Origin of the sequence: Streptomyces sp. NRRL WC-3742 (genome assembly GCF_000720635.1) — a bacterium.
Taxonomy (GTDB): domain Bacteria; phylum Actinomycetota; class Actinomycetes; order Streptomycetales; family Streptomycetaceae; genus Kitasatospora.
Genome location: NZ_JOCF01000062.1, coordinates 36,049 through 49,527, shown reverse-complemented (window position 1 = coordinate 49,527; position 13,479 = coordinate 36,049). Strand labels below are relative to the sequence as shown.

The window sequence follows — 13,479 nt, the reverse complement described above, 5'->3', positions numbered from 1 at the left end:
CCCGTATCCCCCCTGACCTCCTTGACCCCCTTGACCCCCCAAGAACTCCAGATCGCCCGCCTGGCCGCCCAGGGCCTCACCAACCGCGACATCGCCGCCCAGCTCTTCCTCAGCCCCCGCACCGTCGCCCACCACCTCTACAAGGCGTACCCCAAACTCGGCATCACCTCCCGCACCGACCTCCCCACCACCCTCCTCCCCACCACCTGACCCCGTCTCAGCCCGCCGTCCGTGCCGCGCGGATGGCGTCGCTCGGGGCGGCGGAGTCGGTGATGCGGTCCAGGAGAGCGCGGGCGGTGGTGAGTTCGTCGATCTGGTGGGTGATGCGGGCGCGTTGGCGGGCGAGGACGGTGAGGAGTTCCGGGCAGGTCGGGCCGGGGCGGCGGCGGCCGGGAGGTGGGAGGCCGGGGAGGATCTCGGCGATGGTGGCGCTGTTGAGGCCCGCGGCGAGGAGGGTGCGGATGCCGTGGACGGCGTCCACGTCCCGCTCGGCGTACTCGCGGTAGCCGCTGGGGCGGCGTTCGGGGGTGAGCAGCCCCTGTTCCTCGTAGTAGCGCAGCGCGCGCGGGGTGACCCCGGTGCGACGGGCGAGCTCTCCGATTCGCATGACGGGCACCTTCCGTGGTCCGGCACGGGCTTGACTCTGACGCCGACGTGAAGCTCTAGCGTAAACGCCGTGCCGAACCAACGATCTTCCTCAATCACCCCTTCCCGTATCACCGTTGCCGTTCTCGGCCTGGGCCCGATGGGCCGGGCGCTGGCCCGGGCGCTCCTCGCGGCCGGCCATCCGACCACCGTGTGGAACCGCACGCCGGGCCGCGACACCGAGGCGCTCGCTCTCGGCGCCCGTTCGGCGGCGAGCCCCGCGGAGGCGGTTGCCGACGCGCCGCTCGTCCTGCTCTGCGTCCGCGACCAGGAGGCCGCCCGGACCGTCCTGGACGCCGCCGGCCCGGCCCTGCGCGGCCGGACCGTCGTCAACGCCACCTCCCTCACGCCCGACGACGCCCGCGCCAACGCCACCGACGCCGAGGACCGGGGACACCGCCTCCTCGACGCCGCGATCCTCACCCCGACCGGGACCATCGGCCGCCCCGAGGCCATCGTCCTGTTCAGCGGCCCCGCCGAGACCTTCGCCGCGCACCAGGAGACGCTCGCGTCCCTCGGCACCGTACGCCACGTGGGCGAGGACCCCGGACGGGCCGCCGCCTTCGACACGGCCGTACTGGACCTTTTCTGGACCACCGTCCACGGCTACGTCCACGCCCTCGCACTCGCCCGCGCCGAGGGCATCACCGGCGCCGAACTGGCCCCCTACGCCCAGGGCCTGCCGCTCCTGCTGCCGCCCCTGATCGAGGACTTCGCCCACCGCGCCGACACCCACCACCACCCGGGCGACCGCAGCACCCTCGCCTCCGCCGCGGCCGGCCTGGCCCACGTCACCCACACCGCCCGCTCCCGCGGCCTGGACACCTCCGTCCTGGACGCCGCCCTCGCCCTCACCCGCCGCGCCGTCACCGCCGGCCATGGCCCGGCCGGTGTCTCCGCCCTGGTGGACCTGCTCACCGCGCCTCAGGAGTAGCCCCTGGGAGAAGGTTTCCCGGCGGCTTTCTCCCAGGATTCTCCCGAGAGCCCCGGGAAAAGCAGTCAGGGCCGGTAACCCTTGCGGATTACCGGCCCTGAGCTGGTGTTACTGGGTCGGGGTGGCGGGATTTGAACCCACGGCCTCTTCGTCCCGAACGAAGCGCGCTACCAAGCTGCGCCACACCCCGGTCCTGCGGTTTGTCGCTCCGTCTCCGTCGCAACGAGTAGAACTCTACCGGACGCTCGCCGAGACACGAAATCCGGTTTCGGGCGGGCGTCCGGGTGGGTCAGCGGGGGGCCGGGGTGAGGGTGAGGAGGGTGGCTTCGGGGGGGCAGGCGAAGCGGACGGGGGTGTAGCGGTTGGTGCCGCAGCCGGCGGAGACGTGGAGGTGGGCGCGGCGGCCGCCGGCGGTGTGGGTGGAGAGGCCCTTGACGCGGTCGGTGTCGAGGTCGCAGTTGGTGACGAGGGCGCCGTAGAAGGGGATGCAGAGCTGGCCGCCGTGGGTGTGTCCGGCGAGGATCAGCGGGTAGCGGTCGGCGGTGAAGGCGTCGAGGACGCGCAGGTAGGGCGCGTGGACGACGGCGAGGGAGAGGTCGGCGTCGGCGGAGGGGCCGCCGGCGACCGCGGAGTAGCGGTCGCGGCGGATGTGCGGGTCGTCGAGGCCCGTGAACTCGAGGTCGAGGCCGTTGACGGTGAGGCGGCCGCGGGCGTTGGTCAGGTCGAGCCAGCCGGCGGCGTCGAAGCCGTCGCGGAGCTTCTCCCAGGGGTTGTGGACGGCGCCGACGACGCCGGTGTTGGCGGTGCCGTCGGGGTTGTTCATGCCGTGGACGCCGCTGCGCAGGGCCTGGAGGTAGCGGGCCGGGTTCTTGGGGGCGGGGCCGTAGTAGTCGTTGGACCCGAAGACGTAGACGCCGGGGAAGTCCATCAGCGGCCCGAGCGCGTCCAGGGTGGCCGGGACGCCGTGGGGGTCGGAGAGGTTGTCGCCGGTGTTGACGACGAGGTCGGGGCGCAGGCCGGCGAGGCTCTGGAGCCAGCGCTGTTTCTTGCCCTGCCCGCTCACCATGTGGATGTCGGAGACCTGCAGCACGCGGATCGGTCGGGCGCCGTGCGGCAGGACGGGGATCTCGACGCGGCGGAGCCGGAAGGATCGGACCTCGTACCCGACGGAGTAGGCGAGGCAGGCGGCGCCGACGGCGGCGACACCGAGGGGGACGGAGTACAGCGGTCGCATCGCTCCATGGTCTCAGACGGGGGATCAGCCGGTGACCGCCCGGGGAGTGCACGGGGCGTGCACGGGGCGTGCACAGGCCCGCCCGGGGCCCGCCCGGCCCGCCCGGACCTGGACGGGCCCCACCCGGGGAGGCGGCGGGCGTTAATGCCGGGCGCCGGAACGCCGCAGGTGGGAGACTTGCGGCCATGACCACGCTCAAGGCGCAGCTGCAGGAGGACCTCACGGCTGCCATCAGGGACCGGGACGAGCTGCGCTCGTCCACCATCCGGCTCACGCTGGCCGCCGTCACCAGCGAGGAGGTGGCGGGCCGGGAGAAGCGCGAGCTCTCGGACGACGAGCTGCTCAAGGTGATCGGCCGGGAGGCGAAGAAGCGCCGGGAGGCGGCCACGGCCTTCGACGGCGCCGGCCGCACCGAGCAGGCGGCCCGGGAGCGGGCGGAGGGCGAGGTGCTGGCGGGTTACCTGCCCAAGCAGCTCTCGGACGAGGAGCTGGCCGCGATCGTGGCCGCCGCCGTCGCGGAGAGCGGGGCGAGCGGCCCGCAGGCGATGGGCGCGGTGATGAAGCTGGTGCGTCCGAAGGTGGACGGGCTGGCGGAGGGCGGCCGGGTCGCCGCGGCCGTCAAGGCCGCGCTGGGCTGACAGCCGAACGACAGGACATGAAAAGGGGCGCCCCCCGAGCCGTGCTCGGGGGGCGCCCCTTCATCGTCCGGTGAGACGGACGGCCTCAGCCGTTCCCCCCGTTGCCGCCGCCGCCGTGCTTGCCGCCGGGGCCGCCGGGGCCGCCGATGACGCCCGGCGGGAGGGTGAACCCGCCGCCGATCACGCCGCCGGGGTTGCCGGGGCCGCCGTTGCCGGGCGGCGGCGGCGGGTTGCCGCCGGGCTGCGGCTGGTTCGGGTCGGCCGGCGGGGTGGCGCCGGGGGGCGGGGTGGCCGGCTGCGGGTCCGGGATGTTGATGGTCTGGATCGGCTCCTGCGGGGTGCCCTTGAGGGCCTGGTTCATCGCCATCTGCCAGATCGGGCCGGGGCCGTCGGCGCCGAACACCTCGGTGAAGGGCTTGCCGCCGATGGTGATGTTCTTCATCTTCACGCCGCCGTCGGGGCCGCCGAGCCAGACGGAGGTGGCCAGCGACGGGGTGTAGCCGCTGAACCAGGCGGCCTTCTTCTCGTCGGTGGTACCGGTCTTGCCGGCGATCTTGCGGCCGTCGTCGAGCTGGAGGGCGGCGGCGGTGCCCTTCTCGGTCACGTTGAGCAGGACGGTGTTGAGCGCGTCCGCCGTGTTCTCCGAGAACGCCTGGCTGCACTGCGTCTGCGGGACCTTCACGTCCTTGCCGTCGACGGTCGTGATCTTGTTGATCGCGATCGGGGTGCAGTACTTGCCGCGGGCGGCGAAGGTCGCGTAGACGTTCGCCATGGTCAGCGGGGAGAGCTCCATGGTGCCCAGGACCATCGAGGGCACCTCCTTGAAGGCGTCACCCCCGGCGGACTGGGTGATGCCCAGCTTGTTGGCCATCTGCTTCATCGCGCAGAGGCCGACCTGCTGCTCCATCTCCACGAAGTACGTGTTGACGGAGCGCGCCATGGCCTCCTTGAGCTGGTACGGGCCGACCTCGCTGGCCTGCTCGTTCTTCACCGAAGCCTTGGGGTCGCCCGGCTTCGGGATGTTCTTCCAGGTGCCCTCGCAGGTGGACATGTTGGGGTAATCGATCTTGTTCTCGGACGCGAACGGCTGGGTGGGCGACATGCCCGACTCCAGGGCCGCCACGGCCAGGATCGGCTTGAACGTCGAACCGGTCTGGAAGCCGTTGCCGCCGCCCATCGCCGCGTCGACGTTCAGGTTGACGACGGTCTGGTTCTTGTTCTTGTCCAGGCCGTACGGGCGGGTCTGGGCCATCGCGAGGATCTTGCCGGTGCCGGGCTCCATCATGGTCGCGGCGGCCGACACCGGGTCGGTCACGAAGACCTTCTTGGTGACGGCGTTCTGCGCGGCGGCCTGCTTGTCCGGGTCCAGCGTGGTGTAGATGTTCAGGCCGCCGGTGTTCCAGAGCTTCTTGCGCTCGTCGGCGCTCTTGCCGAAGACCGGGTCCTGCTTGATCACGTGGCGCACGTAGTCGCAGAAGAAGCCCATGCCGGCCTGGGCGGTGATGCAGCCGTTCTGCGGGTCCTTGTACTTCAGTCCCAGCGGGGCGGCCTTCGCCTCCTTCGCCTGGGCGTCGGTGATGTGCTTGTTCTCGAGCATCTTGTCGATCACGACGTTGCGGCGCTTGACCGTGTTCTCGGGGTAGCGCACCGGGTCGTAGGACGACGGGTTCTGCACTATCCCGGCGAGGGTGGCGGCCTCGGCGACCGTGAGGTCCTTGTTGCTCTTGCTGAAGTACCTCTGGGAGGCGGACTCGACCCCGTACGCCTGGTGGCCGTAGAAGGTGATGTTGAGGTAGTTGGTGAGGATCTGGTCCTTGGTCAGGTCCTCCTCCAGCTTGATCGCGACCTTGAGCTCCTGGATCTTGCGGCCCAGGGTCTTGCGCTGGGCCTCCAGGACGGCCGACTGGTCCTCGCCGGCCTTCTCGACGTTGACGTTCTTCACGTACTGCTGGGTCAGCGTCGAGGCGCCCTGCGAGTTGGTGCCGGTCTCGGCGTTCTTGCCGAGCGCGCGCAGGATGCCCTTGAGGCGGTCGCGCTCGTAGACCTTGGCGATCAGGCCGCCCTTGGCGTCGAAGATCTGGGTGGCCTGGGTCAGCGGCGGGGTCTTGAAGTCGTCGGGGATGTTGTCGAAGCTCTCCGCCGTGTCCTTGGCGGTGAGACCGATGGCGCCGACCGCGGGCAGGACGAGCCCGGCCAGCAGTACTCCGGAGAGCACGCTGACTCCTAGGAACTTCATGCCGTGGCCGGCGAAGTCCAACGGTGATCCGCTGCTCTTGCGGCGCGGAGCTCCGCTGTTTCCTGGGGGCTGGGGGGCCTGGGAGCGGTTCGGTGCCATGGGGAGAACCCTACGTCGCGGAATCCCGCACACCGGGGCAGGTGTTCGCCTAGGCTTGTCACAAGCTTGCGACAGCTTCGGTGCGTCAACATCATTCACTCTTGTGAGTGGGGAGACTTGCCTGAATTGCCCGAAATTCGGGGGATTTTGAGGCAGCTGTGGCCTGCTGTACCCGTGTGAACCGTAGCGCTCCGTGATGACGTGCGTGGCGAGAGTGCGGGCGCCACACCTGGCAAGCCTTGCGACCTGCGATCACTCCAACGAGTGAGCTGACCGATACCCATAGTCCAATCGGGTCATTCGAGATTGAGCCCGAAGGGGCTGTTGCAAGCTGTCGTTCTTCCGTAACGTCCTCAACTGGCAACGGTGAATATGCCGTTGCCGCCGTGGGGGAGCCTCGAATCATCGGGAGAGGACGGCGCCGGCATGGGCTGGGTTGACGACTGGAGTGCGCAGGCCGCCTGCCGCACGAGTGATCCGGACGAACTGTTCGTCCAGGGGGCGGCGCAGAACCGCGCCAAGGCGGTGTGCAGCGGGTGCCCCGTCCGTACGGAGTGCCTGGCGGACGCGCTGGACAACCGGGTCGAGTTCGGGGTGTGGGGCGGCATGACGGAACGGGAGCGCCGGGCGCTGCTGCGCCGCCGCCCGACCGTCATCTCGTGGCGCAGGCTGCTGGAGACGGCCCGTACGGAGTACGAGGAGTCCCTGGCGACCGGCGTGATACTGACGGACTACGCCCAGGCGGGCTGAGCCCCACCCCGGGCCTGACATCACCTGGCCCGGACACCACCTGGCTCGGACATCACCTGGCCCGGACACCACTCACGCGGACCCGCCGAGCCGGCCCCCGATCTCGCGCAGCCCCTCCAGGTCGTGCACGTCGCCGGGCAGCGCGGCCACCTCGACGATCGGCACGTCCGGGTACACCGAGACGAAGCGGTCGCGGGTACGGCGCTCGCGCCCCATGATCTGCATCCGCTCGGCGTGCAGCCGCAGCAGCCCCGCCGCGAGCAGTTCGGCCTCCGGCGACGAGTGCTCCGACCCGTTCTCCTCCAGCGCCTCCGCGGCGGCCAGCGCCCGTTCCGCGGTGAGCTGCGGCGCGCCCGTGTCGTGGACCCGGTTGAGCACCAGCCCGGCCAGCGGCATCCGGTCCGCGGCGAGCCGGTCGACGAAGTACGCCGCCTCGCGCAGCGCGTCCCGCTCCGGGGCCGCCACCACCAGGAACGCCGTGCCCGGCGCCTTCAGCAGCTGGTACGTGCGGTCGGCGCGCTCCCGGAAGCCGCCGAACATCGAGTCCGTCGCGCTGACGAACGTCTGGACGTCGGTGAGCAGTTGGGCGCCGAAGATCTTGCCGAGGGTGCCGGTGAGCAGGCCCATGCCGGCGTTCAGGAACCTCATCGCGCTGCGGCCCCCGACCTTGGCGGGGGCGGTCAGGATGCGGATCACCCGGCCGTCGAGGAAGGAGCCGAGCCGGTTGGGCGCGTCCAGGAAGTCCAGTGCCGAGCGGGAGGGCGGGGTGTCGACGACGATCAGGTCCCACTCCTCGGCGGCGCGCAGCTGCCCGAGCTTCTCCATCGCCATGTACTCCTGCGTGCCCGCGAAGCCGGCCGACAGGGACTGGTAGAAGGGGTTCTCCATGATCGCGCGGGCCCGCTCCGGCTCGGAGTGGGCGAGCACGACCTCGTCGAAGGTCCGCTTCATGTCGAGCATCATGGCCTGCAGCTCGCCGTCACCGGCGACGCCCTTGACCACCCGGGGGGTGTTGTCGAGCTCGGTCAGGCCCATCGACTGGGCCAGCCGCCGGGCCGGGTCGATGGTCATCACCACGACCTTGCGGCCGCGCTCGGCGGCCCGCAGGCCGATCGCCGCGGCGGTGGTGGTCTTGCCGACGCCGCCGGAGCCGCAGCAGACGATGATCCTGGTCTTCGGGTCGTCGATCAGCCCGTCCACGGCGAGCCGCCTGCCGGTGCTCCGCACGCCGTTCCCGCTGTTCGCGCCATTGCTGCCGTTCGAGCCGTGCCCGCCGTTGCCGTTGTTCGCGCCGCTCACGCCGCCCCCTGCCGCTTGAGTTCGCCCGCCAGCCGGTAGAGCCCGCCGAGGTCCACGCCCTCGCCCAGCAGCGGCAGTTCGTACGTGGGGAGCCGAAGCCGCTGCAGGTCGGCGCGCTGCGCGCGCTCCAGCTCGACCCGCTCGGCGTGCTCCCTGGCCTGCTCCAGCAGCGGGTCGAGCAGTGGCTCCACCGCCGCCCGGATGGTGTCCGGCTTGCGGGAGCGCCCGCCCAGCCCGGCCTCGCCGAGGGCCAGGGCGACGTCCTCGCGGTGGTCGCCGTCCACCGCGGCCACCGCCGCCGCGTCCAGCACCGGCGGCCGGACCAGGTTGACCATCACCCCGCCCACCGGGAGCTTCGCCTCGCGCAGCTCCTCGATGCCGTCGACGGTCTCCTGCACGGGCATCTCCTCCAGCAGGGTGACCAGGTGCACGGCCGTCTCCGGCGACTTGAGTACCCGCATCACCGCCTGCGCCTGGGTGTGTATCGGGCCGATCCTGGCCAGGCCGGCGACCTCGGAGTTGACGTTCAGGAAGCGGGTGATCCGGCCCGTCGGCGGCGCGTCCATCACCACCGCGTCGTAGCGCCGCCGCCCGTCCGGGCCCTTGCGCCGGGACGCCTCGCAGGCTTTGCCGGTGAGCAGGACGTCCCGGACGCCGGGCGCGATGGTGGTGGCGAAGTCGACGAACCCGACCTTCTGCAGGGCCTTTCCGGCCCGGCCGAGCTTGTAGAACATCTCCAGGTACTCGAGCAGCGCCAGCTCGGTGTCGATCGCCAGCGCGAACACCTCGCCCGGGGCGCCCTCCCCGGCGGGCAGGCCCAGCTGGGGGCGCGCGACGGAGGCGATCCGCCGCTCCTCGTACGGCAGGGCGGCGATCCCGAAGAGTTCGGCGATGCCCTGGCGGCCCTCGACCTCGATCAGGAGCACCCGCCCGCCGTCCGCGGCGAGCGCCAGTGCCAGCGCCGCGGCCAGCGTGGTCTTCCCGGTGCCGCCCTTGCCGCTGACCACGTGCAGTCGGACGCCCTCCCAGTCGGGATCGCGCCGGGCCGCCTGGCCGGGGGTGCGTGCCACGCTCCGTCTCCGTCCGCTCCGTCGGTTCCGTCGGTTCCGAGTCACGGGCCTCGCCGCCGCGTCGTCCGCACGGCAGTGCCCTCCCGCGAGGGTAACCAGGGACCGTGCCGGATGCCCGGAGCCCCTGGGGTGCCAGGCCCAGATCATGCCCGCTTTGTGCTCCACCTCACACGCCGACCCCGTGCGCCGACCCCGCACGCCGACCGCTCGTCTAGAGTCTGGCCATGACCAAGTGGGAATACATGACGGCGCCGCTGCTGGTGCACGCCACCAAGCAGATCCTGGACAACTTCGGCGAGGACGGCTGGGAGCTGGTCCAGGTCGTGCCCGGCCCGAACCCGGAGCAGCTGGTGGCCTACTTCAAGCGGGAGAAGCGCGCATGAGCGCCGTCGAGTCGAAGCTCGCGGAGCTGGGCCTGACCCTCCCGCCGGTGGCCGCCCCGGTCGCCGCGTACGTGCCGGCCGTCCGCGCGGGCGAGTTCGTCTTCACCTCCGGCCAGCTGCCGGTCGTCGGCGGCAAGCTGCCGACCACGGGCAAGGTCGGCGCCGAGGTCTCCCCGGAGGAGGCCAAGGAGCTGGCGCAGACCTGTGCGCTGAACGCCCTGGCCGCCGTGAAGTCGGTGATCGGTGACCTCGACCTGATCGAGCAGGTCGTCAAGGTCGTCGGCTTCGTCGCCTCCGCCGCGGACTTCACCGGCCAGCCGGCCGTGATCAACGGCGCCAGCGAGCTGCTCGGCCGCGTCCTGGGCGAGGCCGGGGTGCACGCCCGCAGCGCCGTCGGCGTCGCGGTGCTGCCGCTGGACGCTCCCGTGGAGGTCGAGATCCAGGTGCGCGTCAAGGCAGCCTGATTCCGATCATCCGATCGTGATCACGGAGGCGGGGATCCGGCCCTGTCCAACCCCGCCTCCGTGCGCTTAGCATCCGGGCATGGACCATCGAGCGACGACGCTCCCGATGCCGCCCGGCTGGCCCGCCCGCATCCGGGCGGTCGACTCCGGCGTGCTGACCCCGCCCGAGCCCCGGCTCGCCGCGACCGTCGTGCTGCTGCGCGACGCGGCGGACGGCCCGCAGGCGTACCTGCTGCGCCGGCGCACGTCGATGGCCTTCGCGGCCGGCATGTACGCCTACCCGGGCGGAGGGGTGGACCCGCGCGACGCCGAGGTCGAGACCGGCTGGGCCGGCCCGACGCCCGAGCAGTGGGCCGACCGCCTCGGCGTGGACGCCCGGACGGCGCGGGCGGTGGTCTGCGCGGCGGTCCGCGAGACCTTCGAGGAGGCCGGCGTGCTGCTGGCCGGCCCGGACGCCGGGAGCGTGGCCGCGCCCCGCGACTGGTCCGCCGAGCGGGCCGCGCTGGAGGCGCACGAGCTCTCCTTCGCCGAGTTCCTCCGCGACCACGGCCTGGTGCTGCGCAGCGACCTGCTCGGCGGCTGGGCCCGCTGGATCACCCCGGAGTTCGAGGAGCGCCGGTACGACACCTGGTTCTTCGTCGCCGCGCTGCCGCCCGGCCAGGACGCGGCCCTGGAGGTCGGCGAGGCCGACCGCGTCGCCTGGCTCACCCCGGCCGAGGCCGTCCGGGGCCACGCGGAGGGCCGGTTCGGCATGCTGCCGCCGACCGTCACCGTCCTGCGCGAGCTGTCCTTCGCCCGCAGCGCCGCCGAGGCGCTGGCCGCGGCGGCGGACCGGACGGTGGAGCCGGTGCTCGGCCGGGCCGAGGTGCGCGGGGACCACATGACCGTGCGCTGGCCGGGGTACGAAGAACTGACCATCGACGGGGAGTTTCCCGAGGACTCCTGAACGTTCTCCCCCTGAGGCCGTGAGTTTCCGATGCCGTGAACACCGAACAGACGTGACCGCCGAACAGAAAGGACGACGCCCGATGGCCCACAACGACGTGGTTCGCCGGATCGCCGCCGAACTGCCCGCCCGCCGCCTGAACTCCCGCAGCCCGGGCGACGCCCAGCCGGTCCCGTTCGTCGAGGTCGCCCAGCGCGCCCTCGTCCGGGCCCTGCCGCTACGGGCCCTGCACCGCGTCAGCGAGGGCGGCCGGTGACCGGAATTCTGCCGGGTGACCCCGCCGCCGCGATCGGGGGCGAGGCCACGCCTCGGGCGCTGTGCGTGCTGGCGCCGAACCCGTCGCCGATGACGCTGGACGGTACCAACACCTGGCTGCTCGCCGAGCCCGGCTCGGACCTCGCCGTGGTGATCGACCCGGGGCCGCTGCACGAGGGCCACCTGCGCCGGGTGATCGACCTCGCCGAGGAGCGCGGTCAGCGCATCGCACTGACCCTACTCACCCACGGCCACCCCGACCACTCGGAGGGCGCGGCCCGCTTCGCCGAACTGACCGGCACCGAGGTGCGGGCCCTGGACCCGGCGCACCGGCTGGGCTCCGAGGGCCTGGTCGGCGGCCAGCGCCTGGACGTCGGGGGCCTGGACCTGCGGGTGGTCGCCACCCCCGGCCACACCTCGGACTCGCTGACCTTCCACCTGCCGGAGGACGGCGCGATCCTCACCGGGGACACCGTGCTCGGCCGGGGCACCACGATGGTCGCCCACCCGGACGGGCGGCTCGGCGACTACCTGGACTCGCTGCGCCACCTGCACACGATGGCCTCCCACCACGGCGTACGGACCGTCCTGCCCGGACACGGCCCGGTGCTGGCGGACGCCCTCGGCGCCGTCGACTACTACCTGGCCCACCGGGCCGCCCGGCTCGCCCAGGTGGAGACCGCCGTGGAGGCGGGCTGCGCGACCCCCGCCGACGTGGTCGCCCGGGTGTACGCGGACGTGGACAAGACGCTGTGGCCTGCCGCCGAGCTGTCGGTGCGGGCCCAGCTGGACTACCTGCGCGAGCACGGGCTGATCCCCGAGCAGGGCTGACGGAGCAGGGCTGACGGAGCGAGGCAGACGGAGCAGTCGGCCCGAACGCCGAAGGGCCGGTCCGTGGGGGACCGGCCCTTCGAGGCTCCTTACGGGCGGCGCGTCAGCGCGAGCGCCGCGACAGCCGCTCGACGTCCAGCAGGACGACCGCACGGGCCTCCAGCTTGAGCCAGCCGCGGCCGGCGAAGTCGGCGAGCGCCTTGTTGACCGTCTCGCGGGAGGCGCCGACCAGCTGGGCCAGCTCCTCCTGGGTGAGGTCGTGGGCGACGTGGATGCCCTCCTCGGACTGCACGCCGAAGCGGCGGGAGAGGTCCAGCAGGGCCTTGGCGACGCGACCGGGCACGTCGGAGAAGACCAGGTCGGACATCACGTCGTTGGTCCGGCGCAGACGGCGGGCGATGGCCCGCAGCAGCGCGATGGAGACCTCGGGGCGGGCGTGCAGCCAGGGCTGCAGGTCGCCGTGGCCCAGGCCCAGCAGCTTGACCTCGGTCAGCGCGCTGGCGGTGGCGGTGCGCGGGCCCGGGTCGAACAGCGACAGCTCGCCGATCATCTCGCTGGGGCCGAGGACGGCGAGCATGTTCTCGCGGCCGTCCGGGGAGGCGCGGTGCAGCTTGACCTTGCCCTCGGCGACGACGTACAGCCGGTCGCCCGGGTCGCCCTCGTGGAACAGCGACTCACCACGGGCGAGGGTGACCTCGGTCATGGAAGCGCGCAGCTCGCCGGCCTGTTCGTCGTCGAGTGCCGCGAAGAGTGCGGCGCGCCGCAGAACGTCGTCCACGTGCTTCCTCCTTCTCGGCCTTCGGGCGGGTGTGCCGTCCGGCGCAAGTTCCGTTCAGTGTTCTGCATCACCAAGCATGGCGCATGTCGCTCCGATCATATGAGGAGGGGGTGTGCGGAGGTGTGCTGCGCGGGGCCATTCGTACCGGCGGGTCACCGTGTACGGCGCCCGCCGGACCTCCGGGGGCGAACATGTGGTCGTCGCGATCGAACGGCGGACGGGCCGCCGCCGCTCAGCCGGTGAAGCCCAGGTCGGCGAGGTTGCGGTCGATCCGGGCGCGGTGGGCGGCCTCCCAGTCGTCCAGGGTCTCGGCGGCCTCCTTGGCCAGCTTCGCCCGCGCGGCGGCCAGCACCTCGGCGCGCCGGGCGGCGGGCACGACCACCACACCCTCCTCGTCGGCCACCACGATGTCGCCCGCCGCGACCGAGGTGCCGCCGCAGAGCACCTCCTCGCCGTGGGTGCCCAGGGCCTCCTTGGCGCCGGGGATCGGGATCACGCCCCGGGCGTACACCGGGAAGCCGAGCTCCCGGACCTCGCCGAGGTCGCGGATCAGGCCGTCCGCGACGAAGGCGGCGACGCCCCGGCGCTGTGCGACGGCGCAGACGTTGCCGCCGGCCAGCGCGTAGTCGAGGTCGCCGGACTCGACGACGATCACCGAGCCGGGCTCGGCCCGGTAGATCGCGGCGTGCAGCATCAGGTTGTCGCCGGGCGGGCACTTGACGGTGAACGCGGGCCCGGCCACCCGGGGGCCGCCGGTCCACAGCGGGCGGATGCCGATGTCCATCACCTGGGCACGGCCCAGGACGTCGGCCAGGGTGGTGGTCGGGACGGCCCGGAAGTCTTCGTCGATGGTCTCGCTCATGGCGGTGTGTTCCCCCTCTGATCGGAGCTGATCGGATCGGCTGATCAGCATCGCA

At 72.4% G+C, this 13,479-nt stretch carries 16 protein-coding genes and 1 tRNA gene; 9 read left to right on the top strand and 8 right to left on the bottom strand.

Translation table 11 applies throughout. The annotated features are described in order from the left end of the window. A partial coding sequence (locus IH61_RS0129640) for a helix-turn-helix domain-containing protein (protein ID WP_158845413.1) occupies nt 1–210 on the top strand: 210 nt, incomplete at its 5' end. Nucleotides 211–217: 7 nt separating this feature from the next. Here IH61_RS0129640 and IH61_RS0129635 read toward each other — a convergent pair. Continuing rightward, nucleotides 218–607, bottom strand: coding sequence for a MerR family transcriptional regulator (locus IH61_RS0129635; protein WP_031075396.1), 390 nt, complete (start codon nt 605–607; stop codon nt 218–220). A gap of 69 nt (nt 608–676) precedes the next feature. Between IH61_RS0129635 and IH61_RS0129630 the strand changes: the two genes are divergently transcribed. Next, a complete protein-coding gene (locus tag IH61_RS0129630) occupies nt 677–1,579 on the top strand; it encodes an NAD(P)-dependent oxidoreductase (RefSeq protein ID WP_051838334.1) in 903 nt (300 codons plus the stop codon). Nucleotides 1,580–1,695: 116 nt separating this feature from the next. Here IH61_RS0129630 and IH61_RS0129625 read toward each other — a convergent pair. Both IH61_RS0129625 and IH61_RS0129620 read right to left on the bottom strand, forming a co-directional pair. Continuing rightward, nucleotides 1,696–1,769: transfer RNA gene (locus tag IH61_RS0129625), tRNA-Pro, on the bottom strand. A gap of 99 nt (nt 1,770–1,868) precedes the next feature. Next, a complete protein-coding gene (locus IH61_RS0129620) occupies nt 1,869–2,813 on the bottom strand; it encodes a metallophosphoesterase (RefSeq protein ID WP_031075392.1) in 945 nt (314 codons plus the stop codon). Between the two features lie 185 nt (nt 2,814–2,998). Between IH61_RS0129620 and IH61_RS0129615 the strand changes: the two genes are divergently transcribed. Beyond that, on the top strand, nt 2,999–3,451 hold the full coding sequence (locus IH61_RS0129615; protein ID WP_031075390.1) for a GatB/YqeY domain-containing protein: 453 nt from the start codon (nt 2,999–3,001) through the stop codon (nt 3,449–3,451). An 85-nt stretch (nt 3,452–3,536) separates the two neighbouring features. Here the strand turns inward: IH61_RS0129615 and IH61_RS0129610 are convergent, their stop codons facing one another. Beyond that, nucleotides 3,537–5,666 carry a transglycosylase domain-containing protein gene (locus tag IH61_RS0129610; RefSeq protein WP_234327392.1) on the bottom strand — a complete coding sequence of 710 codons (2,130 nt, stop codon included), beginning with the start codon at nt 5,664–5,666 and terminating at the stop codon, nt 3,537–3,539. Between the two features lie 546 nt (nt 5,667–6,212). Here IH61_RS0129610 and IH61_RS0129605 point away from each other — a divergent pair. After that, entirely contained in the window at nt 6,213–6,536 is a 324-nt protein-coding gene (locus tag IH61_RS0129605) for a WhiB family transcriptional regulator (RefSeq protein WP_030240986.1), read from the top strand. Nucleotides 6,537–6,608: 72 nt separating this feature from the next. Here the strand turns inward: IH61_RS0129605 and IH61_RS0129600 are convergent, their stop codons facing one another. Both IH61_RS0129600 and IH61_RS0129595 read right to left on the bottom strand, forming a co-directional pair. Further along, the gene (locus IH61_RS0129600) at nt 6,609–7,763 is read right to left on the bottom strand and encodes an ArsA family ATPase (RefSeq protein ID WP_037973536.1); all 1,155 of its coding nucleotides are present in this window, start codon (nt 7,761–7,763) and stop codon (nt 6,609–6,611) included. Nucleotides 7,764–7,831: 68 nt separating this feature from the next. Continuing rightward, nucleotides 7,832–8,905, bottom strand: coding sequence for an ArsA-related P-loop ATPase (locus IH61_RS0129595; RefSeq protein WP_051838329.1), 1,074 nt, complete (start codon nt 8,903–8,905; stop codon nt 7,832–7,834). Between the two features lie 224 nt (nt 8,906–9,129). On the opposite strand from IH61_RS0129595, the gene IH61_RS47300 reads away from it, so the two are divergent. The 5 genes from IH61_RS47300 to IH61_RS0129570 all read left to right on the top strand — a co-directional run bounded on the left by IH61_RS47300 (nt 9,130) and on the right by IH61_RS0129570 (nt 11,784). Next, nucleotides 9,130–9,288 carry a DUF4177 domain-containing protein gene (locus IH61_RS47300; RefSeq protein ID WP_158845411.1) on the top strand — a complete coding sequence of 53 codons (159 nt, stop codon included), beginning with the start codon at nt 9,130–9,132 and terminating at the stop codon, nt 9,286–9,288. After that, nucleotides 9,285–9,752: a RidA family protein gene (locus IH61_RS0129585; protein WP_031075380.1), complete on the top strand. Its 468-nt coding sequence runs from the start codon at nt 9,285–9,287 to the stop codon at nt 9,750–9,752. The genes IH61_RS47300 and IH61_RS0129585 overlap by 4 nt, the downstream gene beginning before the upstream one ends. Nucleotides 9,753–9,831: 79 nt before the next feature. Then, nucleotides 9,832–10,698 (top strand): NUDIX hydrolase, encoded by an 867-nt coding sequence (locus tag IH61_RS0129580; RefSeq protein WP_031075377.1) that lies wholly within the window; start codon nt 9,832–9,834, stop codon nt 10,696–10,698. 82 nt (nt 10,699–10,780) lie between these two features. After that, nucleotides 10,781–10,954, top strand: coding sequence for a hypothetical protein (locus IH61_RS47295; protein ID WP_158845408.1), 174 nt, complete (start codon nt 10,781–10,783; stop codon nt 10,952–10,954). Next, a complete protein-coding gene (locus tag IH61_RS0129570) occupies nt 10,951–11,784 on the top strand; it encodes an MBL fold metallo-hydrolase (RefSeq protein ID WP_031075376.1) in 834 nt (277 codons plus the stop codon). The genes IH61_RS47295 and IH61_RS0129570 overlap by 4 nt, the downstream gene beginning before the upstream one ends. A 103-nt stretch (nt 11,785–11,887) precedes the next feature. On the opposite strand, the gene IH61_RS0129565 is transcribed toward IH61_RS0129570, so the two are convergent. Continuing rightward, the gene (locus IH61_RS0129565; RefSeq protein WP_030288117.1) at nt 11,888–12,562 is read right to left on the bottom strand and encodes a Crp/Fnr family transcriptional regulator; all 675 of its coding nucleotides are present in this window, start codon (nt 12,560–12,562) and stop codon (nt 11,888–11,890) included. A 232-nt stretch (nt 12,563–12,794) separates the two neighbouring features. Further along, the gene (locus IH61_RS0129560; RefSeq protein ID WP_031075375.1) at nt 12,795–13,424 is read right to left on the bottom strand and encodes an RraA family protein; all 630 of its coding nucleotides are present in this window, start codon (nt 13,422–13,424) and stop codon (nt 12,795–12,797) included. Between the last annotated feature and the right edge of the window lie 55 nt (nt 13,425–13,479).